At 72.7% G+C, this 24,942-nt stretch carries 25 protein-coding genes; 5 read left to right on the plus strand and 20 right to left on the minus strand.

Annotation, left to right across the window (positions count from 1 at the left end; all coding sequences use genetic code 11):
- Window positions 1-276 precede the first annotated feature (276 nt).
- The 11 genes from ACQFYA_RS00005 to ACQFYA_RS00055 all read right to left on the minus strand — a co-directional run bounded on the left by ACQFYA_RS00005 (window position 277) and on the right by ACQFYA_RS00055 (window position 12,471).
- A complete protein-coding gene (locus ACQFYA_RS00005; protein ID WP_499120330.1) occupies window positions 277-1,191 on the minus strand; it encodes a phosphodiesterase in 915 nt (304 codons plus the stop codon).
- A gap of 49 nt (window positions 1,192-1,240) precedes the next feature.
- Window positions 1,241-2,008 (minus strand): tyrosine-protein phosphatase, encoded by a 768-nt coding sequence (locus ACQFYA_RS00010; protein WP_499120332.1) that lies wholly within the window; start codon window positions 2,006-2,008, stop codon window positions 1,241-1,243.
- 8 nt (window positions 2,009-2,016) lie between these two features.
- Entirely contained in the window at window positions 2,017-3,378 is a 1,362-nt protein-coding gene (locus ACQFYA_RS00015; RefSeq protein ID WP_499120333.1) for an extracellular solute-binding protein, read from the minus strand.
- Window positions 3,379-3,412: 34 nt separating this feature from the next.
- Window positions 3,413-4,561 carry an ABC transporter ATP-binding protein gene (locus tag ACQFYA_RS00020; protein WP_499120335.1) on the minus strand — a complete coding sequence of 383 codons (1,149 nt, stop codon included), beginning with the start codon at window positions 4,559-4,561 and terminating at the stop codon, window positions 3,413-3,415.
- Window positions 4,562-4,664: 103 nt separating this feature from the next.
- Window positions 4,665-5,585 carry a MurR/RpiR family transcriptional regulator gene (locus tag ACQFYA_RS00025; RefSeq protein WP_499120336.1) on the minus strand — a complete coding sequence of 307 codons (921 nt, stop codon included), beginning with the start codon at window positions 5,583-5,585 and terminating at the stop codon, window positions 4,665-4,667.
- A 59-nt stretch (window positions 5,586-5,644) separates the two neighbouring features.
- Complete coding sequence (locus ACQFYA_RS00030) at window positions 5,645-6,013, minus strand: DUF5808 domain-containing protein (RefSeq protein ID WP_499120338.1); 369 nt, start codon at window positions 6,011-6,013, stop codon at window positions 5,645-5,647.
- A 66-nt stretch (window positions 6,014-6,079) separates the two neighbouring features.
- Complete coding sequence (locus ACQFYA_RS00035) at window positions 6,080-7,276, minus strand: MFS transporter (RefSeq protein ID WP_499120340.1); 1,197 nt, start codon at window positions 7,274-7,276, stop codon at window positions 6,080-6,082.
- A gap of 101 nt (window positions 7,277-7,377) precedes the next feature.
- Complete coding sequence (locus ACQFYA_RS00040; protein WP_499120342.1) at window positions 7,378-9,156, minus strand: glycoside hydrolase family 35 protein; 1,779 nt, start codon at window positions 9,154-9,156, stop codon at window positions 7,378-7,380.
- 106 nt (window positions 9,157-9,262) lie between these two features.
- The gene (locus ACQFYA_RS00045) at window positions 9,263-10,609 is read right to left on the minus strand and encodes an ABC transporter substrate-binding protein (RefSeq protein ID WP_499120343.1); all 1,347 of its coding nucleotides are present in this window, start codon (window positions 10,607-10,609) and stop codon (window positions 9,263-9,265) included.
- Between the two features lie 95 nt (window positions 10,610-10,704).
- On the minus strand, window positions 10,705-11,628 hold the full coding sequence (locus ACQFYA_RS00050) for a carbohydrate ABC transporter permease (RefSeq protein WP_499120345.1): 924 nt from the start codon (window positions 11,626-11,628) through the stop codon (window positions 10,705-10,707).
- A gap of 3 nt (window positions 11,629-11,631) precedes the next feature.
- Window positions 11,632-12,471: a carbohydrate ABC transporter permease gene (locus ACQFYA_RS00055; RefSeq protein WP_499127375.1), complete on the minus strand. Its 840-nt coding sequence runs from the start codon at window positions 12,469-12,471 to the stop codon at window positions 11,632-11,634.
- Between the two features lie 232 nt (window positions 12,472-12,703).
- On the opposite strand from ACQFYA_RS00055, the gene ACQFYA_RS00060 reads away from it, so the two are divergent.
- On the plus strand, window positions 12,704-13,762 hold the full coding sequence (locus tag ACQFYA_RS00060) for a LacI family DNA-binding transcriptional regulator (protein WP_499120347.1): 1,059 nt from the start codon (window positions 12,704-12,706) through the stop codon (window positions 13,760-13,762).
- 6 nt (window positions 13,763-13,768) lie between these two features.
- Here the strand turns inward: ACQFYA_RS00060 and ACQFYA_RS00065 are convergent, their stop codons facing one another.
- The 6 genes from ACQFYA_RS00065 to ACQFYA_RS00090 all read right to left on the minus strand — a co-directional run bounded on the left by ACQFYA_RS00065 (window position 13,769) and on the right by ACQFYA_RS00090 (window position 20,604).
- On the minus strand, window positions 13,769-14,761 hold the full coding sequence (locus tag ACQFYA_RS00065) for a DUF5937 family protein (RefSeq protein WP_499120349.1): 993 nt from the start codon (window positions 14,759-14,761) through the stop codon (window positions 13,769-13,771).
- A 29-nt stretch (window positions 14,762-14,790) separates the two neighbouring features.
- Window positions 14,791-16,140 (minus strand): ABC transporter substrate-binding protein, encoded by a 1,350-nt coding sequence (locus ACQFYA_RS00070; protein WP_499120351.1) that lies wholly within the window; start codon window positions 16,138-16,140, stop codon window positions 14,791-14,793.
- 11 nt (window positions 16,141-16,151) lie between these two features.
- Window positions 16,152-17,129, minus strand: a complete 978-nt coding sequence (locus ACQFYA_RS00075) for a carbohydrate ABC transporter permease (protein WP_499120353.1) — start codon at window positions 17,127-17,129, stop codon at window positions 16,152-16,154.
- Window positions 17,130-17,140: 11 nt separating this feature from the next.
- Window positions 17,141-18,046, minus strand: a complete 906-nt coding sequence (locus ACQFYA_RS00080; protein ID WP_499120355.1) for a carbohydrate ABC transporter permease — start codon at window positions 18,044-18,046, stop codon at window positions 17,141-17,143.
- A 78-nt stretch (window positions 18,047-18,124) separates the two neighbouring features.
- Window positions 18,125-19,432 carry a Gfo/Idh/MocA family protein gene (locus ACQFYA_RS00085; protein ID WP_499120357.1) on the minus strand — a complete coding sequence of 436 codons (1,308 nt, stop codon included), beginning with the start codon at window positions 19,430-19,432 and terminating at the stop codon, window positions 18,125-18,127.
- A complete protein-coding gene (locus ACQFYA_RS00090; protein ID WP_499120359.1) occupies window positions 19,429-20,604 on the minus strand; it encodes an ROK family protein in 1,176 nt (391 codons plus the stop codon). Before ACQFYA_RS00090 ends, ACQFYA_RS00085 begins: the two co-directional genes overlap by 4 nt.
- A 166-nt stretch (window positions 20,605-20,770) precedes the next feature.
- Here ACQFYA_RS00090 and ACQFYA_RS00095 point away from each other — a divergent pair, with 166 nt between their 5' ends.
- A complete protein-coding gene (locus ACQFYA_RS00095) occupies window positions 20,771-21,154 on the plus strand; it encodes a cupin domain-containing protein (RefSeq protein WP_499120360.1) in 384 nt (127 codons plus the stop codon).
- Complete coding sequence (locus ACQFYA_RS00100) at window positions 21,154-21,447, plus strand: DUF4287 domain-containing protein (protein WP_499120362.1); 294 nt, start codon at window positions 21,154-21,156, stop codon at window positions 21,445-21,447. The genes ACQFYA_RS00095 and ACQFYA_RS00100 overlap by 1 nt, the downstream gene beginning before the upstream one ends.
- Window positions 21,448-21,475: 28 nt before the next feature.
- Here the strand turns inward: ACQFYA_RS00100 and ACQFYA_RS00105 are convergent, their stop codons facing one another.
- Together ACQFYA_RS00105 and ACQFYA_RS00110 are read right to left on the minus strand one after the other, a co-directional pair.
- Window positions 21,476-22,399 (minus strand): hypothetical protein, encoded by a 924-nt coding sequence (locus tag ACQFYA_RS00105; protein WP_499120363.1) that lies wholly within the window; start codon window positions 22,397-22,399, stop codon window positions 21,476-21,478.
- A gap of 33 nt (window positions 22,400-22,432) precedes the next feature.
- On the minus strand, window positions 22,433-22,750 hold the full coding sequence (locus ACQFYA_RS00110; protein ID WP_499120365.1) for a DUF4235 domain-containing protein: 318 nt from the start codon (window positions 22,748-22,750) through the stop codon (window positions 22,433-22,435).
- A 228-nt stretch (window positions 22,751-22,978) separates the two neighbouring features.
- On the opposite strand from ACQFYA_RS00110, the gene ACQFYA_RS00115 reads away from it, so the two are divergent.
- Together ACQFYA_RS00115 and ACQFYA_RS00120 are read left to right on the plus strand one after the other, a co-directional pair.
- Window positions 22,979-23,233: a hypothetical protein gene (locus ACQFYA_RS00115; RefSeq protein ID WP_499120367.1), complete on the plus strand. Its 255-nt coding sequence runs from the start codon at window positions 22,979-22,981 to the stop codon at window positions 23,231-23,233.
- Window positions 23,224-23,964 (plus strand): M15 family metallopeptidase, encoded by a 741-nt coding sequence (locus ACQFYA_RS00120; protein WP_499120369.1) that lies wholly within the window; start codon window positions 23,224-23,226, stop codon window positions 23,962-23,964. The genes ACQFYA_RS00115 and ACQFYA_RS00120 overlap by 10 nt, the downstream gene beginning before the upstream one ends.
- A gap of 85 nt (window positions 23,965-24,049) precedes the next feature.
- On the opposite strand, the gene ACQFYA_RS00125 is transcribed toward ACQFYA_RS00120, so the two are convergent.
- Window positions 24,050-24,829 (minus strand): hypothetical protein, encoded by a 780-nt coding sequence (locus ACQFYA_RS00125; RefSeq protein ID WP_499120371.1) that lies wholly within the window; start codon window positions 24,827-24,829, stop codon window positions 24,050-24,052.
- Window positions 24,830-24,942 lie beyond the last annotated feature (113 nt).

Here is a 24,942-nt window from a genome sequence, read left to right on the forward strand (position 1 = left end):
TTTCCGCCTGCCAACCGCCGCCACCCCTCGCCCTCCGTCCGCCCCCAGCCGGCTCCCCGCCCCCGCCCCCGCGCCGCCCCGGCCCCGGCCCCGGCCGGGGGGCGGCGGGTCGGCCGCGCCCGGGGGGGGGCGGGCCCCCCCCCCCCTGTTTCGCCCCCGCCGCGGGGCGGGGGCGGGTGCCCCCCCGGCGCCGGGGGGGGCGCCCCCGCCGGCGGGCGCCCGCCACGGAGGCGGGCGCCGGCTCGGCGGGCGGTGCGACGGCGACGAACACGCCCGTCACTCCCCGACCGAGGCGTTCACCGCGGCGAGCTGCTCGTCCGGCGTCTGCGCCATGAACGCGGCGAGGCTCTCCGGCGTCATCTCGTACACGGTCGGGTACTGGCCGATCGGGACGACCGAGTGCAGCACGCGGTCGCCGTACACGTGCACGAGGTTGAACGACTGCCCGCCGTCCTGGCCCCGGGCCCCGGGGTGCACGACGTTGAGGTCCTGCGTGTAGCAGGTCGCCGACGCGACGGACACGGGGATCCCCGCGAACGTGCTGTGGGTCGAGTAGTGCAGGTGTCCGCCGAGCACGCCGCGCACGTCGGTGCCCCTCAGCACCTCCGCGAGCCGGTCCTGGTCCCGCAGCTCGACGAGGGCGATGAGCCCGAGCGGGCTGGGGACGGGCGGGTGGTGCAGGGCGACCAGCGTCCCGTCGGGCGCCGGGGTCTCGAGCTCGCGGGCCAGCCAGGCGAGCTGCTCGTCGGAGATCTCGCCGTAGTGCTGTCCCGGCACCGTCGTGTCGATCGCGATGATGCGCAGGCCGTTCACGTCGAAGACGCGGTCGATCGGGGCGAGGTCGGTAGCGTCCTCGTCGAGCAGACCGGCCCGGAAGGCGCCGCGCTCGTCGTGGTTGCCCATCACCCAGATCACCTGGGCGCCGATCCTCGCGGCCGCCGGCTCGACGAGCTCGCGCAGGCGGCGGTAGGCCGCGGGGTCGCCCGCGTCCGCGAGGTCACCGGTGAAGATGATCGCCTCCGGCGTGGCGTCGGACCGGGCGAAGCCCTCGAACAGCGCGGCGAGGTTCTGGTCCGAGTCGATCTTCTCGTGGAGCAGCTCGCCGTCGCCGACGAAGTGGGTGTCGGACACGTGCAGCACCAGGTGGTCGGCGCGCGGGTACTGGGGGGCGGGGGCGGTGGTGTCGGTCATGACGGTTCCCTTCGGGTGGTCTCTGGTTCTTCGGGTGGGCCGGGCGGTCTCAGGCGTCGACCGGCGGGGTGACGAGCACGGCGGCGAGCCGGTCGAGCTCGGCCTCCGTGAGGCCCTGGGCCCGCAGGTACTCCCGCACCGAGCCGTGCTCGCGCTCGAGACGGTCGAGCAGCTGCTCCAGGACGGCTGCGGGGCTCGCGGTCATCAGCTCCACCACCTCGGCGGTGGGCTCGTGGCCCGCCTCGCGGACGGCGGCGAGCATGCCGTCGGCCCACTCGCCGCTGAGGTGCTCGGCGCTCGCGGCGTAGTCGGCGACGACCTCCGCCCGGTCGACCCCCGCGGCGAGCAGCGCGAGCGCCACCACGAGGCCGGTGCGGTCCTTGCCCGCGGTGCAGTGCACGAGCACCGCCTCGTCGTCGCCCGCCTCGACGATCACGCGGATCGCCTCGGCGAGGCTGGCTCCCCGGTCGTCCGTCATGTGGTCGTAGACGGGGACCAGCCCGAGGGCGGCGCCTGCCTGCACGGCCGGGGCGGCGGCGTCGAGCACCGGGAGGTGGTGGAGCCGCGCGGGGATGCCGTCCAGGCGGCTCGGTGCGGCGCGCCGCTCGTCGTCACCGCGCAGGTCGACGACGTGCTCGATGCGGAGCCCGGCGACACGGGCGACCCCTTCGTCGTCGAGGCGGTGCGGCGCGTCGGAGCGGAACAGCTTGCCCCAGCGGCTCGTGCCGCCGGACGCGCGGTACCCACCGGTGTCGCGCAGGTTGTGCAGGCCGGCGACCTCGACGAGGCGGACCGGGAGTGCGGTGGTGTCGGTCATGGGTGGCCTCAGTCCTCGATCAGCTTCTGCGCGCGCTGGGCGGCGTCGCTCATGGTGTCCTGCACGTCGGCGTCGTAGAAGATCGAGTCCTCGATCGCCGTGGCGAGGATCTGGTCGACCTGCAGGTAGCTGTCACCCGGGTAGGAGACCCACGGCTCGAGCGTGTCGAGCTGGTCGAGGTTCGGCTGCACCAACGGGTTCTTCTGCACCCACTGCGCGAGCGGACCGTCGCCCTGCGTCATCGTGGATCGCAGGGGCAGGTAGCCGATCTCCGTGGAGATGGTCTGGTAGGCCTCCGGGCTCGTGAGCCACTGCATGAGCTCCCAGGACGCCGCCTGCTTCGCCGGGTCCGTCGCGAACATGTTGAGCATCGACCCGGAGTTGGTGGGCACCACGGGGTGGTCGCCGAACGCCGGGAGCGTGCGCGCCTCCAAAGTCCAGTCGCCGGACTTCGCGCCGTCCATGAACGCGCCCTGCAGGGCAGAGGTGTTGACGTGGATCGCCGTCTTGCCCTGGATGAACGACTCGTACTGCGCCGCCGAGTCCTCGTTCGTCATCACCCCGGAGGCGAACATGTCGCGGAAGACCCCGACGGTGTCGACAGCGGCGTCCGAGCCGAAGTCGATCGCGGAACGGTCGTCGCTCAGGACCTGGGCACCGTTCGAGCGGAACAGCCCCTGCATGCACCAGCTGCCACCGTTGACCAGGCACGTGATGCTCACCGACGGGCTGCCCGTGTGCTCCGTGATCTGGTCCGCGGCCTTCTGCACGGCGTCCCAGGTCGACAGGTCGACCGTCGCCGGGTCGAGCCCGGCGTCCTCGAACATCGACGCGTTGATCCACAGCACCGGAGTCGAGAACACGTACGGCAGCCCGTACGTCGCCCCCTCCTGGTCGGCGAGCACCTTGGCGCGCTCGTGGTACGGGTACTCGCCGCCGAACTGCTCGTCGAGCGCGTCCTGCCCCACCAGCGCGGTGAGGTTCTGTGCGCCGAGCTCCGACGCGGCGAAATCGAGCTCGTTGAACGTCAGCTGCGCGACGTCGGGCGGGTCGCCCGCCAGCACCTGCTTCTGCACGCTCGCGCCCGTGCTGGCCGAGTCGACCGGCTGCGCCTTCACGGTGATGTTGGGGTGCTGCTCCTCGAACTCGTCGAGGAGCTTGGTGATGGTGTCCGACCAGATGCCGGCGTTCGAGAGGTTGTACGACTCGAAGACGATCTCGACCTTCTGGTCGTCGGCGAGCTCGGGGAGCGAACCGCCGGGCGCCGCGGCGTCCACCGCGGGGGCGCCGGCGGAGGCGGCGCAGCCGGCGAGAGCCGCGCCGGCCGCGAGCGTCGCGACGAGCCCGGTGATGCGGGCGGGGAGTCTCATGGCAGATCCGTTCCTGTAGGGGGGCGAAGGTGGGTCATGCGCCGGAGAGGGCGGGGGCCAGCTCGTCGCGGGCCGTCTGCTCGTCGGGCACCCACTCGAGGCGCCGCCCGGTCTCCCGGTCGAACACATGGACGTCGCCGACGGCGGCGGCGAGCGTCAGCTGGTCGCCGGGATCCGGGCGGGTCGCGCGCGCCGTGCGCAGGTTCAGCCGCTGCGGCCCGACCGAGCAGGTCACGATGCGCTCGCTGCCGAGGTTCTCGACCAGCTCGACCGTCGCGGCGAGCGTGACTCCGGGGCCGGCGCAGGCAGGGTCGGCGGCAGGGTCGACGACGTGGAGGTGCTCGGGCCGTACGCCCAGCACGATGTCCGCCTCGGGGGTGGTGCCTGCCCACAGGCCGCCGGCCAGGCCCTCGGCGCTGACCGTCACCTGTCCCCCCGCGGTCAGCACCCGGGCGTCGAGGAGGTTCATCGGAGGGCTGCCGACAAAGCTCGCGACGAAGACCGATGCCGGCCGGTCGTAGACCTCCTCGGGGGTGCCGAGCTGCTCGATCCGGCCTCCGTCCAGGACGGCGATCTTGGTCGCCATCGTCATCGCCTCGACCTGGTCGTGCGTGACGTACACGAACGTGGCGCGCAGTCGCCGGTGCAGCGCGGTGAGCTCCTGGCGGGTGGCGGTGCGCAGCTTCGCGTCGAGGTTCGACAGCGGCTCGTCCATGAGGAACGCCTTGGGGTCGCGCACCAGGGCGCGGCCGACCGCGACACGCTGACGCTGGCCGCCGGACAGCTCCTTCGGGCGGCGGTCGAGCAGGTGACCGATCTCGAGGGAGTCGGCCACCGCCCGCACCTTCGCCTCGGTCTCGGCCCTGCCGAGCTTCTGGACGCGCAGGGGGAACGCGAGGTTCTTCCGGACGCTCAGGTGCGGGTAGAGCGCGTAGCTCTGGAACACCATGGCGAGGTCCCGCTTCTTGGACGGGGTCCCGGTGATGTCCTTCCCGTCGAGCTCGATGCGGCCGCTGGTGGGCTCGAGCAGCCCCGCGATCATGCGCAGCAGCGTGGTCTTGCCGCACCCGCTCGGGCCGAGCAGGACGAGGAAGTCGCCGTCGTCGATCGTGAGGTCGATGTCACGGACGGCCGTGGTGCTCTTGAACTTCCGGCCGATGCCGGACAGCTGGATCGTTCCCATGAGACGCCTTCCGGGAACGCTCTTCCGGATCAGGTACTTCCTGCGGAATGTCGTTCCGGGAAGGATCGTCTACGGGACAGGTGAACGGCGGACGACCCGCAGGTCAATGCCCGGCGGGCTCATCGGGAACATTCCGTGGAGCGTGCCGCTCCACGGCCTCCTCGTCGCGCGAGACGATCTCGACCAGCTCGTCCTGCACGGCGGCTCGGGCCCGCTCGCTGCCCGCCATCCGCGCCGCGACCGCGTCCTGGAGTGCCGACAGGAGCAGCATCTGGACGAGGTTCCCGCCCACCGAGGCCCGGTCCCACGCCTGGAAGCGCGCGCCCGCGACGAGGCTGACGTCGGCGACCGCCGTCAACGGCGACTTGGCGAAGCCCGTGACCGCGACGACGGTCGCACCGGCGTCGGCAGCAGCGACGACCGCCTTCATCGTCACCGAGTTCGCGCCGCTCTCGCTCACGGCCAGGCACACGTCGCCGGGCTTGAGCACGCTCGCGGTGAGCTCCTGCACCACCGCGTCCGGTGGCGCCTCGCACGGCCGACCGCCCATGAGGAGCCTGAGGGCGACCGCCTGCGCCGCCGGAGCCGAGCCACCCGTGGCCACGACGAGCAGTCGACCGTCTCCCGCGACGGCCTGGGCCGCCGCGTCGAACGCCGCGGGGTCGACGGTCGTCACCGCGCCCTCGATCATCCGGGCAGCACCCTGGAAGTAGGAGCGCAGGTGCCCGGCCGCCCCGTCGGCCGGCGGCTCGTCGGCACGGGCTCGGACCGCGAGGTCGCTGACCAGGAGGATGCGCAGGTGCTGGAACCCCCGGAATCCCAGGTTCTGGCAGGCACGGCTCACGGTCGCCGGCGAGGTACCGGTCCGGGCGGCGAGATCCGCGCCCGACATCTCCACGACGTCCTCAGGGTGATCCGCGCACTCCTGCGCGACTCGGCGCTCGCTCGGGACCAGCGACGAGAGCGTCGCGAGGATGTGGTCGATCGTTCCGCCCGGGGGCACGTGGAGGGAAGGAGCGTTCATCGCCCGAGATATACCACGCACGCCCGTCGCCGAGACGGCGAGCAGATGACCAGCCGGGGTCAGGCCGGGGCGCCGTCCTCGCGCGCGTCCTCGACCCGGCGCTTCACCAGCTCCACCACGCGGCCGATGTTGAGCGTCCACCCGACGCCGAAGACGTGCGGGCTGAGCAGGTGCTCGCCCTCCGGGTCCCACACGCGCTCGCGGAACCGCTCGACGGTCGGGACGCGGAACTCGTAGGGGACGAACCCGGCGACGGTGCCGTGCCAGGTGCGGTCCTCCTTGTCCTTCTGCAGCTCCTTGGTGACGGCCGCGACCACCAGCGCCAGCATCACCAGCTGGAACAGGCTCGGCCCCTTCCGCTTCCCGCCGTGCTTCCCCTCGTGCTTGCCCTGCGACTTCGTGTGCTGCTTACCGTGCTGCGTGCCCATCTCGGCCTCCGCTCGTCGTCCTCGCCGGGTCGTCACCACCCATCGTGCACCCGACAGCTCAGCGGTTCAGCGCCGCGGTCGGGTGAGAAGGACGGCGGCGGCCGCCACGACGCACACGACGGCCGTCGTGAGCAGCCCGACGGAGAAGCTGGTCCCCGCGGCGATGAACCCCACGACGAGCGACCCGAGGCCCGTGCCGGCGTCGAAGCCGATGTTCCACACCGCGCTCGCCGTGCTGTGCTGCCGCGCGGGAACGGCGGCGAACGCGGCCACGAGCGTGAGGTTCTGCAGGCTGCCGTAGGAGACGCCCACCACCGTCATCCCCAGCACCAGCAGCGCCGGCCGCGCGCCGCCTTGCGCGATCGCCGTCGCGCACAGCACCAGCCCGCCCGCGCACACGACCAGCAGCGGCGCGAGGAACACCCGCGGCCCGAAGCGGTCGGCGAGGCCGCCGACGCCCCAGCGCGACAGGGCCGTCGCGGCCGTGAAGCCGAGCAGGCCGGCCACGGCCGCACCCGCACCCCCGGCGAACTGCGGGGCGAACGTCAGCAGGGCCCCGCCGGGCGTCGTCACCGCGAGCAGCACGAGCGACGGCATGACGAGGGCGAGCAGCGTGCGGCCGCGGCCCGCGCCGTCCGCCGCGGGAGCCGCGCCCTCCGCGTCGTCGTCGCGCCGCTCCAGCCCGTCGAGCCGGCGCCCGAGCACCGCCGCGAACGGCACCGCGAGCGCCGGCAGCGCGCCGAGGGCGAAGACGACGCGGAAGTCGAGGGCCTCGGCGACCCACGCGGCGCTGGGCACGAGCACGAGCTGCGGGAACGCGATCGACAGCCCGTACAGCCCGATCGCGCGGCCGTGCCGGGGCCCGTCCACGAGCGCAGCGACGGCGCTCGACCCGCACACGGTCAGCACCGCGAACCCCGTGCCGCGCACGGCCGAGAGCGCGAGCAGCCACGGGAGCTGGTCGGTCGCCATGAACAGCAGCGACGGGACGCCGAGCAGCACGACGCCCACCGTCATCGTGAGCCGCCACCCCACGCGCCGCAGGAGCCACGGCACGGTGGTCTGCGTGAGCACCGTGGCCAGCATGAGGACGGCGTTGACGAGGCCCGCGCCGCCCTCGCTCGCGCCGCCGCGCACCGCCCACAGCGGCGCGGCCGGCAGCAGCAGCGCGTACCCCGAGAACCCCAGCGCCGACATCGCCAGCAGCGGCCGGAACCCCGGCACGCGGGCGACGGACGACGGCTGAGGGGCGGGACGGCGCATCGGGCGAACCTACCGTGGCCCAGGGGAGAGTCGTTGTGGGTACGCAAAGGGCGAGAATTCGAGGCCGAATTCTCGCCCTTTGCGTACCCACAACGACGGGGTCAGGCCTCCGTCGGTCCGAGGTCGGGGGCCGCGACGAACCGCGCGCGCGGCGCGGCGGCGCCGTGCAGCTCGAGGAGCACCAGCTCGTTGCCCTCCGCGCGGACCAGCGGGCCCGGCACGTAGGAGGTGCCGGTGGGGCCCTGGCCGGAGTACCTGCCGAGCAGCTCGCCGTTGACCCAGACGAGGCCGCGGGTCCAGCCGTCGAGGCGGAGGAAGTGGTCGGCGCCCGCCACGGAGTCGAACGTGCCCCGGTGGAACGACGGCCCCGCGAGGGGTGCGTCGTCCGCCCCCTGCCAGACGTCGTCGGCCAGGAGCCCCGGCGCCGCGTCGAGCCGCAGCGGCACGGCCTCCCAGTCGGTGAGCTCGCGGGTCGCGGTGCGCACCGGCCCGACGAGGCCCTTGGGCTCGCCGATCCGGGCGCCGTAGTTGACGCGGCCCCGGTCCTCGACGAGCAGGGTGAGCGTGCCCGACCGGCGCGGCAGCGGCAGCGACCAGGCGTGCGTGGTGCGGTCGAGCACGCCGACGGGGTCGCCGTCGAGCGCCACGAGCGCACGGTCGCGGACCTCCTCGACCACGAGGACGGCGTCGTCGGCCTCGACCCGCGTGCCGTACAGCGCGAACCCGGACCACTGGCGCAGGTCGTCCATCGCCGGGGGCACCGCGGACGACGTCCGCGACCTCCGGCCGGACACGAGGTCCAGGACGCCGTCGAGCGGCACCCGGCGGTCGAGGACGACGTCGAGTTCCGGCGCCGGCCCCGGGTCGGCCGGCAGCTCGTCGGGCACGGGGGCGTGCTTGGCGATCACCGCCCGCAGGGCGTGGAACTTCGCGGTGGCCGCGCCGTGCTCGGACAGCGGGGCGTCGTAGTCGTACGACGTGGTGATGGGCAGGTAGGTGCCCTTGTCGTTGGCCCCGTTGGTGAGGCCCAGGTTGGTGCCGCCGTGGAACATGTACAGGTTGACCGACGCGCCGACGCCGAGCAGGTCGTCGAGGTCCTGCGCGGTGGTCTCCGGCGCGGTGACGTGGTGCTCCAGCCCCCACGAGTCGAACCAGCCGTCCCAGAACTCCGTGCACATGAGCGGGCCGGTGGGCTGGTGGCGGCGCAGCACCGCGAGCCGCTCCAGCGACCGCGAGCCGAAGTTCGCCGTCTTGTGCAGCTCGGGCAGGCCGCCGAGCGACAGGTGCTCGTCGTCGGCCTGGTCGCAGGTGAACAGGGGCACGTCGATGCCCTGCGCGCGGGTGAGGTCGACGAGGGCGCGCAGGTAGCGGGCCCGCTCGTCCTGCGGCACGCCCGGGTACGCGCCGTACTCGTTCTCCACCTGCACCATGAGCACGGGACCGCCGCGCGTCACCTGGCGCTCGGCCACCACGGGCAGCAGGTGCGCGTAGTACGTGCCGATGGCCGCGAGGAACGCCGGGTCGTGCCGGCGCACGCCGGCTCCGTCGGCGAAGAGCCACGCCGGCAGCCCGCCGCCGTCCCACTCGGCGCAGATGTACGGGCCGGGACGCACGATGGCGTGCAGTCCCTCGGCCGCCACCAGGTCGAGGAAGCGGCCGAGGTCGCGCCGGCCGGTGAGGTCGAACCCGTCCGGCTCGGGCGCGTGGAAGTTCCACGCCACGTACGTCTCGATCGTGTTCAGCCCCATGAGCCGGGCCTTGCGGATCCGGTCGGCCCACTGGTCGGGGTGCACCCGGAAGTAGTGCAGCGCCCCGCTGATCACCTGGAAGGGGCGGCCGTCGAGCAGGTAGTCCCGCTCGCCGATCTCGAACGTGGGCATGGGGCGGGCAACCTCTCGGGTCAAGGGGCGGGCGAGGGCGGGCGAACGCCCTGCGGGTCAGGGTCCGGGCAGGACCCCGCCCCGCAGGGACGGTCGCGGGCGACGGCTACTTGTTGACGGTGAAGCCCTGGCTGTTGCCGTACGTGGCGGACTGCTCCTGCCACGTCGCGAGGCCGTCCGTCAGCGTGGTGCCGGAGACGTACGCCTGGCCCACCGAGTCGTTGAAGATCGAGTTCGCGTAGACCTGGAACGGCAGGTACTGCCAGCCCTCGACGACGTTCTCGGCCGAGTCGGCGAGCACGTCGTTGATCTTCTGGCCGCCGAAGTACTCGGACTCGGTGCCGCGGAACTCCTCCGACTCGAGGTCGGCCGTGGTGGCGGGGAACGCGCCGCCGTCGATGCGGGTCTGCACGCCGTCGCCGTTCGTCGCGTAGTCGAGGAAGGCGTACGCCAGGTCGGAGCTCTCGCTCGCCGCGGGCACGGTCAGCGAGGAGCCGCCGTTCTCGGACGTCGCGTGCGCGCCGGCCTCCCACTGCGGCATCTCGGCGACGCGCCACTTGCCGGAGCCCTTCGGCACGCCGGACTCGAGGTTGGCGGGCATCCAGGCGCCGATGGTCAGCGACGCGATCGTGCCGTTGCCGAGGCCCTGGTACCACTCGTCGCTCCACGACGAGACCGGCGCGAGCAGGTCCCCGTCGATGAGCTGCTGCCAGACCTTGGTGAACTTCGCGGTGCCCTCGTCGCCCGCGAAGTCGATCGACACGTCGGTGCCGTCCACCTGGTACGGGTGCCCGCCGGCCTGCCAGATCATCGAGGTCGCGAACCCGGCGTCGCCCGTGTCGTTGGCGATGTACGCCTTCGGGTCGGCCTGGTGGATCTTCCGCGCGGCGTCGAGGTACTCGTCCCACGTGGTGGGGACGTCGACGCCGTACTTGTCGAAGACCGCCTTGTTGTAGAAGAGCGCCATCGGGCCGGAGTCCATGGGCATGCCGTAGATGCCGTCGCCGCTGTGCACCGAGCCCCAGGGGCCGGGCGTGAACGTGCCCTCCAGCCCGGACGCGCCGAGCGGGCCCAGGTCGGTGAGCGCCTCGGAGATGGCGAACTGCGGCACGGCGTAGTACTCGATCTGCGCGACGTCGGGCACGCCGTCGCCGGCGGCGATCGCGTTCTGCAGCGCGGTGTACTCGTCGTTGGCGGTGCCGACGTTCTGGAGGTCGATCGTGACGTTCGGGTACTTCTTCTCGACGTCCTTCACGACCTGCTCGAGGGTGGGCTCCCACGCCCACACCGTGAGCTCGCCGCCCTTCTCCAGGACGGCGGCGGTGTCGACGGCCGCGGCGTCGCCGGAGCCGCCGGAGCCGGCGTCCTCGCCGGAGCCGCAGGCGGCGAGGCCGAGGGCCAGCACGCCGGCGAGGGCGGTGCCGCGCACCAGGTGGCGGGATCGTGCGTTCATGGGAGTCCTCACTTCATCGTCAGACGTGGACGTCGGTGGTTGAGCCTGTCGACACCTCTGGTGTGGTCTCGACGGGGCTCGACCGACGGGGGAGCTCATTCCTTGACCGAGCCGGCGGCCAGGCCGGACTGCCAGTAGCGCTGCAGCAGCAGGAAGGCGACGACGAGCGGCAGGATCGTCAGCAGCGCGCCGGTGATGACCAGGTTGAAGATCGCCTCGCCGCCGGCGGTGGCGGCCTGCGCGTTCCAGGAGTTGAGGCCGAGCGTCAGCGGGTACCAGGACGTGTCCCGCAGCATGATCAGCGGCAGGAAGTAGTTGTTCCAGGTGGCGACCATCGTGAACAGCAGCACGGTGACGATGCCCGGGGCGAGCAGCGGCAGGCTGACGCGGAAGAAGGTGCGGAACTCGCCCGCCCCGTCGATCCGCGCGGCCTCGAGCAGCTCGCCGGGGATCGCCTCGGCGGCGAACGTCCACATGAGGTAGAGCCCGAACGGCGAGATCAGCGACGGGATGATCACGGCCCAGGGGGTGTTCGTCAGGCCTATCTGGCTGAACATGAGGAACGTCGGGACGGCGAGCGCGGTGCCCGGCACGGCCACGGCGCCGATGACGACGGCGAAGACGCCGCGCTTGCCGGGGAAGTCGAACTTCGCGAGGGCGTAGCCGCCGAGGACCGCGAGGAACGTCGCGCCGCCGGCGCCCACCACCACGTAGAGGACGGTGTTGAGGAACCACCGCACGAAGACGCCGTCGTCGTAGGTGAGCGTCGTGGTGATGTTGTCCCACAGGGAGAACGAGTCGCCGAACCAGAGGCCGAACGAGGAGAACAGGTCCTCCTGCGTCTTGGTGGCGTTGATCAGCAGCCAGACCAGCGGCACCAGCGAGTACACCAGCACGACGGCGGTAAGCACCGTGAGCAGGGTGCTGCGCCGCGGGCGGGCCACGGAGTGGTGGCGCGGGGTGCGCAGCCGTGCGGCGGGGCGGGCGGGACGGGCGGGGGTGGCGGGCAGCGTCGGCACGGGTCACGGCTCCTTGCGCATGCCGCGCAGCTGCACCACGTAGGCGATCACCATGGTGATCAGGCCCATGATGATGGCCACGGTCGCGGAGTAGTTGTACTGCTGGCCGGAGAACGACAGCGAGTAGGCGTACAGGTTGGGCGTGTACGACGTCGTGATGGCGTTCGGGGCGAGCGACTGCAGGATGCTGGGCTCGTTGAAGAGCTGGAAGCTCCCGATGATCGAGAAGATCGTGGCGATGACGAGCGCCCCGCGGATGGCGGGCAGCTTGATGGACCCGATGACCCGCCACTGGCCGGCCCCGTCGATCTCCGCCGCCTCGTACAGCGAGTGCGGGATCACCCGGAGCGCGGAGTAGAAGATCAGCATGTTGTAGCCGACGAACTCCCAGGTGACGATGTTGCCGATCGACGCCAGCACGAGGTCGGGCGACAGCGGGTTCGGCAGGCTGACGCCGAACGCGTCGTTGATGTTGCCGATGAGCCCGAACCGGGTGCCGTACATGAAGCCCCACATGAGCGACGCGACGACGGCCGGGACCGCGTAGGGCATGAAGATCGAGATCCGGAAGAAGTTCCGGCCGTACAGGCGGCCGCTGTCGATGGCGAGCGCCACGAGCAGGGCGATGCCGAGCATGATCGGCACCTGCACCACGAGGAAGAGGGCGACGCGGCCCAGCCCCTCCCAGAACTGCGGGTCCTGCAGCGCCTGCGCGTAGTTGTCGAGGCCCACGAACGTGGTGCCGCCGACCATCTGCGTGCGGAACACCGACAGGTACAGCGAGTAGACGATCGGGGCCAGGAACACCAGCGCGAACACCAGCATGAACGGGCCCACGAACATCCACCCCGTCCAGCGCCGACGACTGCGGCGCAGGTCGGTCACGACGGGCGGCGACGATGCCGGAGCGTGTGCGATCACGAAGCGACTCCCAGGGGACGGGCCGAATGTTTACGTAAACATCCTGGCCGCATTAGAGTGTCGCGAGGCAGCAGGGATGTCAAGCCCTGCGGGCACGCGCAAGGTCGCACGAGCCGCCGCAGCGGCGCGCGCGACGACACGGGAGAGGGCGGGGATGGTCGAGACGAACGGCGCGGCGGACGCGCGGACCCGGGGCCGTGGACGCCCCCGGACGGCGCCGTCGATGGCCGAGGTCGCGGCGCTCGCCGGCGTCTCCTCGCAGACGGTCTCGCGGGTCTCGATGGGCCTCGACAACGTGCGGCCCGCGACCCGCGAGCGCGTCCAGGCCGCCATGACGGAGCTCGGGTACGCCCCCAACACCGCCGCCCGCGCGCTGCGCTACGGCGCCTTCGGCACCATCGGCGTGATCGCCCACCGCCTGGCGCGCACCGGCGAGTCCCGCACCGTCGAGGCCGTGGTCGAGGCGGCCCGCGCCGAGGGCTACACCGTGACCATCGTCGACGTCGAGAGCCCCTCCCCCGACGACGTCTCCGCGGCCGTCGCCCGGCTCTCCCACCAGGCGATCGACGGGCTCGTCATCGTGCGCGCCGAGTCCGCCACGCCCGACACCCTGGCCCTGCCCGCGCAGCTCCCGGTGGTCGTGTCGGACTCGCGGTTCGTCGGCACCCACCCCGCCGTGCGCGCCGACCAGGCGGAGGGCACGCGGCTCGCGGTGCAGCACCTGCTCGACCTGGGCCACCGCACCGTGCACCACGTCGCCGGCCCGGACGACTCCCTGCCCGCGCAGAGCCGCATCGACGCCTGGCGCGCGACGCTGCAGCAGGCCGGCCGCCCCGTCCCCGAGCCGCTGCACGGGGACTGGACCGCCCGCACCGGCTACGTCGCCGGCCGCGAGCTCGCCGCCGACCCCGACGTCACCGCCGTCTTCTGCGCCAACGACGAGACCGCCGCCGGCGTGCTGCACGCCCTGCACGAGGCGGGCCGGCGGGTGCCGCAGGACGTGTCGGTCGTCGGGTTCGACGGCATCACCCTCGCGGAGCACCTGTGGCCGCCGCTGACCACCGTGGAGCAGGACTTCGCGCGGATCGGCAGCAGCCTCGTCGACCTCCTGCTGCGGCAGGTGCGCGACGGCCTCGACCTCAGCGGCGCGCACCAGACGGTGCCGGTGCGCCTCACCGTGCGGCAGAGCACGGGACCGGCGCCGACGTCCTGAGCGGCGTCACCCGCCGACCAGCGCCTCCCCCAGCGGGGTGCGCACGTGCAGCACGCGCGGTCCCTCGCGGCGCGAGTCGACCAGGCGGGCGCCGCGCAGCAGCGCCAGGTGGTGCGACGCCGTCGAGACGGCGAGCCCCTCGGCCGCGGCGACCTCGCTCGTGGACAGCGGGGCGCGGAGGGCCAGCAGCACGCCGGCGCGGCCGGCGCCGAGCAGGCCCGCGAGCGCCCCGGACGGGTCGGGGACGTCGTCGGCCCAGCGCTCGGAGATCCCTAGGGCCGGGTAGAAGAGGGTCGGCTGCGCCGGCGGCTCGGTGACGACCGAGCACCGCGGCGCCATCACCGACGGGACGAGCACCAGCCCGCTGCCCGCGCAGTCGAGCTCCTCGCCGTGCATCCGCAGGCGCACGCGCACGGCGTCGGGCGCCCAGGTCACGGCCTCGTGCAGGGTGTCCACCATGGCGCCGATCCCGTGCGTCGTGACGCGGCGGGAGCGGGAGCCGATGTCGGCGCGCAGCAGCCGCTCGAGCTGCGGCCAGACGGGCGCGAGCACCGCGTCCCACACCTGCCGCCAGGCGTCGGCGGCAAGTGCGCGGGCGTGCTCGGGGTCGTCGGCGAGCGCCCGCAGCAGCCGCTGGTCCGCCCCGCTCGTGCGGTCCACGCGCTTGAGGAGGTCGACCCGCAGCGGCCCGAGCTCCGCCTCCCGCAGCCGCTCCAGCTCGTCGTCCGGCCCCAGGTCCCAGCCGGGGGTGGAGGTGAGGAAGTCCGGCATGTACCCGTCGGCGGCGACGAGCAGCGACAGCAGGTCCAGCGCGCGAGCCGGGGCCCGGCCCCGCGCCTGGCGCAGCCATCCCCACTGCAGCGGGTGGTACGGCGGCTGCGCCAGCACCCGGACCGCGTGCGCGAGCTCGTGGCCGGGCGAGACGCCGAACCGGATCGCGGAGACGTCGTCGGGGGCGAGGCGGAACTCCACGGTGCGGTCACGGCTGCTGCGGGGCACGGCGACACGGTAGCCGGGCCGGGGCGTCGTCACTTCAGCAGTGCGTTGATCCGCTCGTTCACCTCCGTGAGCGAGGAGACGTCCCGGTCGCCGATGTAGATCTCGTCCATGACCGGCGTCATCACCGAGTCGATCGCGCCGAACTCCTTCGTCACCGGGAAGTAGACCGTCTGCTTCTTGTCCACCAGGTCGGTGAACGCCGAGACGTCCAGGCCGCGGTCGCGGAAGGCGGCGATCGCCGCCTCGGTCCCGGCGGGCCGGGCCGGGAAGACCACGCCGGCCTCCCCCACGATCCGCTGGCACGCGTCCGACCCGAGGAACTCCACCCAGCGCGCGGCCTGCTCGGGGTGCGGGGACTGCGCGCTGATCGAGTCGGCGAGGCCGTTGTACATCGACACCGGGTGGCCCACCGGGCCGCTCGGCAGGGACGCGATGCCCAGGTCCACTCCCTCGAGGTTGGCGTAGGTGCCGAGCATCCAGGAGCCGTTCGCCGAGATCGCGGCCCGGCCCGACCCGAGGGCCTGCTGCGGGTTGGGCTCCGTGCCGACCTCCTCGTACGGCGCCATGTACCCCTTCTCCACCAGGCCGAACAGCCACTTCAGGGAGTCCTGCACCCGCGGGTCGTCGAAGTGGTACTCCGTCCCCCACACGTCGGCGTCCGTGAACGACCAGCCGGTCGCTCCTGCCAGCCAGGACCAGGTCGTCTGCCCGGCGGTGCCGCCCGACCCGTTCGACGCCAGGCCGTAGACGGCGACGCGGTCCGGGTCGAAGCCCTCCTCGTCGCCGCGCACCCCGTTCTCGTCCACGCTGAGGTGCGCGAGCACCTTCTCGAAGCTCCCGCCGTCCTCGGGGTTCCAGTCGAGGCCCTCGAGGTCCTCCGGGGCGAGCCCGGCCTCGCTGATCACCTGCTGGTCGTAGAACAGCGCGACGGTGTCGAAGTCCTTGGGCATGCCGTACTGCGCGCCGTCCTGGCCCACCCACAGGTCCGCGAGCCCCTCCTGGAACCCGCCGTAGTCGACGTCCTTCGTCGCCTCCAGGGTGCTCAGGTCCACCAGCAGGCCCCGATCGGCGAAGCCGGGGTACTGGGTGAGGTGGTCGGTGAACACGTCCGGCCCGGCGCCCGCCACGAAGCCCGCGGTGAGCTTGCGCCAGTAGTCGTCGTAGCCGTACTGGCTGATCCGCACCTGCAGGTCCGGGTTCTGCTCCTCGAACGCGTCCGCGCACCTCTGGTAGGCGGGCAGCTGGTTGGCGTCCCAGAGCCAGTAGTCCACGACGGCGGAGTCCCCCGCGGAGGTGGGCCCCGCGCACCCGGCCAGGGCGAGGGCGCCGGCGGTCAGTCCCGCGGCCAGGGCCGCGGCCTTGCGATGGGTGGTCTGCACGATCTGCCGCCTCACTTGATCCCGCTGAAGCCGATGGAGTTGACGATCCGCTTCGCGAACACGACGAAGAGCAGGATCATCGGCAGCGCGGCCACGAGGGTCGCGGCCATCAGGCCGGCCCAGTCCGGTCCGGTCTGCGGGGTCTGCGCCTTGAAGTTCCCGAGGGCCACGGTGAGCACCCGGGACTCGTCGGTGTACGACACCATCAGCGGCCAGAAGTAGTCGTTCCACGACCCGATGTAGGTCAGGATCGCGATGGTCGCGATCGGCCCCACGGACATCGGGATGATGAGCGCGAAGAACACCCTGACCTTGCTGGCCCCGTCGATGAGCGCGGCCTCCTCGACCTCGGTCGAGACGTTCATGAAGAACTGGCGCAGGAAGAAGATCGCGAACGGGGTCATGAACAGGCCCGGCAGCATGATGCCGAGCAGCGTGTCGACCAGCCCCAGCTCCTTGATCAGGAGGAAGTTCGGCAGCAGGGTGAAGATCACCGGCACCATCAGGGAGAGCAGGAAGACGCCGAACACGGCGTCGCGCCCCCTCCAGTGCAGCCGCGAGAACGCGTAGGCCGCCATCGCGGAGAAGAACACCTGGCAGGCGGTGACGACGGTCGCCACCACCACCGAGTTGCGCAGGTAGAGCCAGAAGTCGATGGAGGCCCCCGAGCCGCCCTGCGCGATGGCCTCCTCGGTGGTCTGCAGGCCGAAGACCCGCTCGAACCCGCCCCAGCTGAAGTCGACCGGCAGCAGGGAGGTGGAGCTGGAGTAGAGGGCCCCGTTGCTGGACAGCGCCGTGCGCAGCATCCAGTAGAACGGGAACAGCGTGATGAGCACCAGCAGGATCATCACCACCCACGCCACCACCCGCCCGACGCTGGGCGGGCGGCGCCGGCGGCGGCGCCGGGCCGCCTCCGGGTGCGGGGCGGGCGGCCCGACGGGTGTGTGCTCGACCTGGGCGGTCGTCGTGCCGGTCGTCGTGTCGGTCATGTCGCCGCCTCCTAGTTCAGGTCCGTCTGGCCGGCCCGCGTCACGCGGTACTGGAAGAAGGTGACGACCACCAGGATCAGCAGCATGGCCACGCTCAGCGCGGACGCGTAGCCGAAGTCGAACTGCCCGAACGCCTTGTCGTAGATGTAGAGCTGCAGCACCCGGCTGGCGTCCACGGGCCCGCCGTTGGTGGTGACCGCGACGGTGTCGAACACCTGGAACGAGCCGATCACGGAGATGATCAGGACCAGCCCGAGGATCGGCCGCAGCAGCGGCACGGTGATGCCGAAGAACATCCGCGTCTCGGACGCACCGTCCACCTTGGCCGCCTCGTACATCGTGGGCGGGATGGTCTGCAGGCCGGCGAAGATCAGCAGGGCGGTGTAGCCCATGTGCCGCCAGACGTTCACCACGGCGATGGTCGGGATCGCCCACGCGTCGGAGGTGAAGAACCCGATCCGGTCCAGCCCGATCCAGGTCAGCACCTGGTTGCCGATGCCGAGCTGGAAGTCGAGGATCCACAGGAACACCAGGGCGGCGACCACGTTGGAGACCAGGTACGGGGCCAGCACGATCGACCGCAGCAGCGTGGACTGGCTGAGCCGTTGCATCAGCACCGCGATCAGCAGGGCCAGGGCCGTCTGCAGCACGATGTTGATCACGACGTAGAGCAGGGTGACCCGCACGGCGTTCCAGAACACCGGGTCGGAGACCATCGTCCGGTAGTTCTCGAGGCCGGTGAACTCGGCCGGGCTGAGCAGGTCCCACGAGGTGAAGCTCAGCCAGATGCCGCGGACCAGCGGCCAGAAGTAGAAGACCACCAGGCCGATGGTGGCCGGCAGGATGAACGCCAGGGCGAGCCGGGTGTCGTCCCGGCGGCGCCCGGTCCGAGCCCTGGGGACGGACGGTGCTGACATGAGGTACCTCCTTGCGTCGTTGCAGGCGGTGCTCGAACCGGCCCGGCGTCGTCGATGACGCCGGGCCGGGTGGGGTGCTCAGCCGCGCTCGGGGCGGCTCCCGAAGTCGGGGATGGGCATCCGCTGACCGCCCGCGAGCGCGGAGGCGTGCGCCACGATGCCCGGGGCCGTGAACAGGGCGGACCGCCAGGCGTCCACCGGCGGGTGCTCACCGCTGACCACGCCGCGCACGAAGTCGTCGGCGAGGAAGTGGTGCGAGCCCTCGTGCCCGTTCGGCGCCTCGGCGTACTCGGCGGGCAGCCGGGAGCGGTCGTGGACCGGGGTGGACCCGGAGGTGAACGCCTCCCGCAGCGCCGGGTCGACGTCCGCGAGGTCCGCCTCGTCGACCGCGCTGCGGACCGGGACGAAGTCGGCGGAGACGTCGGTCGAGGCCTCCTTGGTGTTCCAGACGCTCTGGTGGGCGAGCTGCTCGAAGCTGGCCTCGGTGCCGAAGAAGCGGAACCGCGACTCCCGGATGTGGGAGGGGTAGCCCACCCGGCGCATCTCGTTGGTGCGCATGGCCCCGCCGTCGGACAGCTCGAACAGCGCCGTGGCGTTCGAGAAGCTGTTCCCGAACTGGCTGACCTCACGGTCGAACACGCCGTCCCCGCGCCGGTCCTCCACGCCGATGCAGCTCACGCTCACGGCGCGGGTCGGCAGCGCGCCGAGGACGCCGCCGATCGCGTGCGTCGGGTAGAGCATCGGCGGGTAGCTCGCGGTGGCCTTCCAGTCCTCCCCGCCGCTGTACTGGTAGGCGGCGTAGAAGCCGAGGTCCATGTCGTGGACGTAGTCGCCCTCGGCGTAGAAGACCTGGCCGAGCGCGCCCTCCCGGACCTTCTCCCGGATGAAGACGGTGGCGGGGTTGTAGTAGCTCGTCTCGCCCATCATGTAGGTGAGGCCGGTGCGCTCGACGGCGGCGATGATCGCCTCGATGTCGGTGAGCTCGGTCGCCATCGGCACCGCCGAGTAGACGTGCTTGCCGGCCTCGAGCGCGGCCAGCACCAGCGGCGCGTGCGTCCAGCGCTGCGTGAAGATCGCGACGGCGTCGACGTCCGAGTCGAGCATCTCCTCGAAGCTGTCGACGACGGTGGCGCGCTCGTAACGGTCCGCCAGCGTCTTGGCCCGCTCCGGCACCAGGTCGGTGATCGTGAGCCGGTCGACGTTCGGGTGCAGGTCCCAGAGCGTCGCGAAGCTCCGCGAGAACTGGCCGGCGCCGACGATGCCGATGCTGATCGAGCCGGCGTCGGCCGCGAGCGGGGCGGTGGGGTCGAGAGGCAGTGCGGACAACGGTTCCTCCTGGTGGTGGGTGGTGCCGGGGTCGTGGGTGGTGCCGAGGTCGTGGGTCATGCCGGGTCGGGGTGTCGCGTGGGCGGGTCGACGAGCATCCACTGACAGGCCACGACGGCCGCGCCGCGGGCCCACTCGTCGAAGCCGGAGGTGAAGGCCACCACCTCCGGCGCGGTGGCGTTCGGGTCGAGGTGCTCGGCGAGCGCGGCCTCCATCCCGGGCCGGGCGTGGGCGAGCATGCCCAGCCCGTCGCCGGCCAGGATCACGGCGGGCAGGCCGAGGACGTTCACGAGCTGCGCGATCAGCACGCCGAGCGCGTGGCCGGCGTCGGCGAAGACCCGCAGCGCGACGCCGTCGCCTGCCGCCGCGAGCGCATACGCCTCGTCGAGGTCCACGTCGGTGCGGCCGAGCGGCACGCCGATGCCCTGGGTGACGGCCCGCGTGGTGAGGAAGGCGGAGGCGCAGCCGCGGTGGCCGAGCTGGCACAGGGGGCCGGAGTCGGAGACGCGGGTGTGCCCGATCCTGCCCACCTTGCCCGTCGGCCCGGCGAGCACCCGGTCCTCGAGGACGACGCCCAGCCCCACGCCGACCCCGACGGTCAGCACGGCGAAGTCGCTCATCCCCCGGCCCGGTCCGGACCACTGCACCCCGGCGGTCAGCGCGCGGGCGTCCTCGCTGAGGACCGTGGGGATGCCGGTGGCCTCCTCCAGCAGCCGCGCCAGCGGCACCTGGTCCCAGCCGAGGTAGGCGTTCGCGCGCACGGTGCGGTCGAAGCGGGACATCTGGCCGGCCAGCCCGATGCCGAGCGCCTGGATCGACGCCGGGTCCCCCAGTTCTTTCACCAGTTCAACAATCTCGGCCACGACCGTCGCCTGGCCCACGTCGGGCAGGGCGCGGTGCCGGCTTTCCTCCACGCGCCCGGAGGCGTCGGCCCGGACCGCGTACAGCTCGTCCGCGGTGACCTTGACGCCGACGAACCGATGACGCGAGGCCTGGAGCACGAGGGGCGCGCCCGGGCGGCCGCGGCTCTCCGAGAGCGTCGCCGATTCCTCCCGGACCAGGCCGGAGGCCAGCAGCGGCTGAGTGACCTTGGTGAGGCTCGCCGGCGAGCGCTCCAGGCGCCGCGCGAGCTCCGCCCTGGACAGCGGACCGGCCAGCAGCAGGGCACGGACCACCGCTCGGGCGGACGGCCCGAGCGAGCCGAGGGTGGGAACATCTGCGCGGCGCTGCACGGCACTACCCTCGACCCCATTCCTTCACCGTGTCAAGTAAAGATCGGAGCCCGGGAGACCTTTCGACCAGCGTCGAAAGCCTCGTGCGCCGTGCCGGCCCGCAACCAGGCTGGGAACGTCGCAGGCACCGGCCCACGACGACCACCGGAACCGCGAAGGAGCCACCATGGCCGCCGTCGTCCCCGCCGACACGATCCGCATCCCCGGCTCGCGCACGCTGCGCTTCGAGGGTCGCGACCACGGGTCGGGCGTGTCGTTCTTCCTCGTCACCACCGACCCGGGTCGCGGCCCGGACCTGCACCGCCACCCCTACACCGAGACGTGGTCGGTGCTGGAGGGCGAGGCCACGATCCGCATCGGCGCCGAGACCGTCGTCGCCCGCGCGGGCGACACCGCCGTCGTCGGGCCCGACGTCTGGCACGGGTTCACCAGCACCGGCACCGGCGTGCTGCGCATCATGTGCATCCACGCGTCCGCCACGATGATCCAGCAGGACAAGGCACGGCCGGTCGAGCCGAACGAGCCGCACGAGAACCAGGAGAGCCGCTGATGTCCTTCCAGGCCTACCTCGACAACGTCGAGACCCAGACCGGGCTCACGCCCCGACAGCTCGTCGCCGCCGCGGCGGAGCAGGGCTTCGGCCCCGACAGCAAGACCACGCCCGTCGTGGCGTGGCTCAAGGAGACGTACGGCATCGGCCACGGGCACGCCCAGGCCGTGGCGTACGTGATCGTCAAGGGCGACCGGATCAGCTCCAAGCACGTGGGCTCCGGCGGATCGCACAGCGACGCGAGCGACCGGCTGTGGCTCGACGGCAAGGACTCCCGACCCGCGGACTGGTGACCGCGGGCCCTCGCGCCGGGCGCCCTCGTCAGCCGCCCGGCGGGAGGAGCCCCTCCGTCGCGACGCACGACACGAGGCATCGCTCCTTGCGGTCGCCGAGGAGCTGCGCGGTCCAGGTCGTGAGGCCGCCGTCCCCGACCTCGGCCGCGTCGTCCACCACGATGCGGAGCGCGACGCCTGCGTAGTAGCCGCGGGCACGTTCGCGCGCCGGCTCCTCGACCACCGGCACGACGTCGTCGCGCACCGCGGGCAGCACGGTGTCCGCGACCCGCTCCGCCACCGCGCCGTCGTCCCACACGGTGAGCTCGATCCGCGGGCGGCGGTCCGCGGCCGTGGCGCCGAGCAGCCGCTGCCACGCGCGCAGATGGGCCACCAGGAGCGCCGCCTCGGTGCGCCCGGAGCCCGCGTCGCGGGCGCTGGACACCAGCACGAGGAGGCGGAAGTGCGCGCCGGCTCCGGGCCCGAAGACCTGCGCGCGGAGCTGACGCTGGATCGCCGCGAGGTGCACGGGCTCGCCGCACGTGCCGGCCGACCGGCGGTCCGCGGCCTCCAGGGCGAGCACGTTGGTCGAGTCGCTCACCACCTCGGTGAGCCGGGTCGTCGCCACGACCCGCTGCTGGCTGACGGGTCCGAGCGCCGACGCGGCCGCGAGCGGGGCGACCGGCGAGGGCTCGACGGCGTCGAACTCGGCGGGCAGCTCGTCCCAGAGACGCGCCTCCAGCGGCCAGAGCCGGCGGGGGTCGGCGGCGGCGGGCCGCACCGTGCGGTCGCGGCGCCACTGCGCGAGGACGTCCGCCGGCCGGGTCGCCCTCGCGCGCGCGTCCGCGACGTCGAGCAGGAGCGTGCGCAGGTCCGACGCCGGCAGGGCGCCCTCGAGGAGCGGCCGCGCCCCGGCGGGCAGCCGCCGCCACACCCGGTCGGCGGGCCGGCGCGGTCTGTCCTCGGCGGTCATCCGGCCATCGAAGCACGCGCGTGCGGGTCGCGGTCAGTCGCCGGGCCACTCCCCCGTCCACCGCTCGAACGCCCGGGCCCCGCCGCGGTCGATGGCCGCCTTCACGACGGAGAAGATCGCGCCCTGGAGCAGCGACGCCAGCAGGATCTCCCGCATCCGGTACTCGGACTGCAGCGGCGTGGGCGCGTCGTCGGGGTGGCCCGGCGCGACACGCTTGTAGACCTGCTTGAACACCTGCCCCGCCACGATCCCGCCGATGATCGAGCTCACGATCCCCACCGGGCGGTACAGGATCTTCGCGGCCTTGCTGCCGTCCTTCTCCGTGCGGACGGCGTGGTTGTCCTCGCTCATGCCTCGACGCTAGGCCGCGACGACCCGTCCCGCAGGTCGCGGCGCCACGGGCCCACGTCCTGCGCCATACCTCGTCGTGATCGTTTCGTGACATTCGCGCGGTCGGTGAGGTACGTTCCTCCCCGGCGGTTCAGGCAGCAAGAGAGGTCGCATGACAACCCACGTTCTTCGGGGCGCCGCGTGGCGCGGTACCCCCGGTCTCCCCCTCGCGCACGCGCGGGCCGCGCGATGACCACCACGCAGCCCGCACCCGCCCCGGCGCAGCCCGCGCGCACCTACCCGAGCCGGCGCGACCCCGGCCGCGGCGGCCGCAGCCGCACCACCGCCGCCGCGCCGCACGTCTCGACGCCCGTCCGGACGCTCGAGCCGGTCCGCCCCGAGCCGGTCCGCACCGCCGCGCCGGTCCGCCCCGAGCCGGTCCGCGCGGCCCTTGCGGACCGGCTTGCGCGCCCGGCCGCTGGGCGAGCCTCGGCGTGGGCCTGACCGTCGCCGTCGCGACCACGACCACGCTCGCCGCCATCGCGCCCGACGCCTCCGCGCCCGAGGCCGACGACCGCCCCACCACCGGCACCCTGGACACGCTCACCACCGCCGCGGCCGCCGCCGTCGGCGACCGGGACGCCGCCGCGTCCCGCAGCGGGGCGCGCGCCGGAGCCGTGCAGGCCGGTGCCGTGAAGACCGCCGTCGCGGGCGGTGCGCAGGTCACCGTCTCCGACAAGGCGAAGCTGTCGGTGGAGACGCTGGACGCGGGCGAGATCGAGGCTCCCCCGCCGCCCGTGCTGCCCGGCTGCGACGGCGTGGCCGCCGGCCTGGGCAGCAACGGGCAGATCCCCTCGGACGAGCTCTGCACCCTGTGGGACGGGCACACTCAGGTCCGCGCGGACGCGGCCGTCGCCCTGGCGAAGCTCAACGAGGCGTACCAGGCCGCGTGGGGCGAGCCGATGTGCATCACGGACGGGTTCCGCAGCTACTCCCAGCAGATCGCGACGAAGGCCGCCAAGGGGTACCTCGCGGCCGTGCCGGGCACGTCCAACCACGGCTGGGGCCTCGCCGTCGACATCTGCGCCGAGTCCTACGCGGGCGCCCGGTGGGACTGGCTCGCCGCGAACGCCCCGACCTACGGGTGGGACAACCCCGACTGGGCCCGGCCCGGCGGGACGAAGTACGAGCCCTGGCACTGGGAGTGGACCGCCGCCGTCGCGCAGATGAGCTGACCCCGCAGGGACAGCAGGGGCCCTCGGCCCGAGGACGTCGGACGTCCTCGGGCCGAGGGCCCTTGCGCTGTCGCGTCGGGACGCGTCAGATGCGCGTGCTGGAGGTGGTCGTCCCGCCGACGACCTTGGTGGTCGGCGCGATCGACAGGCGGTACTTGTACTTGTGCGACGTCGTGAACTTGTACGTCTTGAGGCCGTCGCGGTTCAGCGTGACGGTCTTGCGGGTCTTCCAGCCGCTGGAGGTCTTGTACTGGATCTTGACCTTGGCGGACGCGTAGGGGCTCCAGCCCTTCGGCGTGTACTTGCGGATCCCGACCTTCACGGTCTTGTGGCTGCCGCTCGACGTGACCCGGATCGCGTTGTGGTACTTGAGCTTGCCGTCGATGGCCGACCGCATCGTGAACGCGCCGCCGGAGTACGAGCCGTCCTTGACGACGACGTCCGACGACGTGGTGCCGTAGGTGTCGACCACGGCGCGGACGTTCTTGATCTTGAAGTCGCCGCGGCCCCACCACGACCGCGCGGTGACGGGGTAGCTGCTGAGGCCCCCCTTGCCGCTGGAGGACAGGTAGCCGATCTGCACCCGCTTGCTGTTGACGCGCTTGCTGCCCAGGTAGACGTCGGCGTAGACGTCCGCCCACCAGACGGGGCCCCAGGCGCGCAGGTCCCCGAGGCTGACCTTCGTCGTGACGTAGTAGCCCTTGGTCGTGGCGCCGATCGCCTTGCCGCCGTAGGACGGCGTGACCTTGACGGAGGTCACGTTGATCGGCGGGGCGGTCGCGGCCGACGCCGGCACGACCGCCGTGCCGAGCAGCAGCGACGCGGCCGCCACCGTGGTGACCGCGAGCTTGGACAGAAGGCGCATGAGGAACCTTTCGGGATGGAAGGGTGAACCGCGCGGATCGTATTCAGACAGGCGGTACCTGTGCCCGTCGAAATCGGTCCTGACGAGGGATTTCACCCGCTCCGCGCCCTCGG

Origin of the sequence: Promicromonospora sp. Marseille-Q5078 (genome assembly GCF_050315395.1) — a bacterium.
Taxonomy (GTDB): Bacteria; Actinomycetota; Actinomycetes; order Actinomycetales; family Cellulomonadaceae; genus Isoptericola.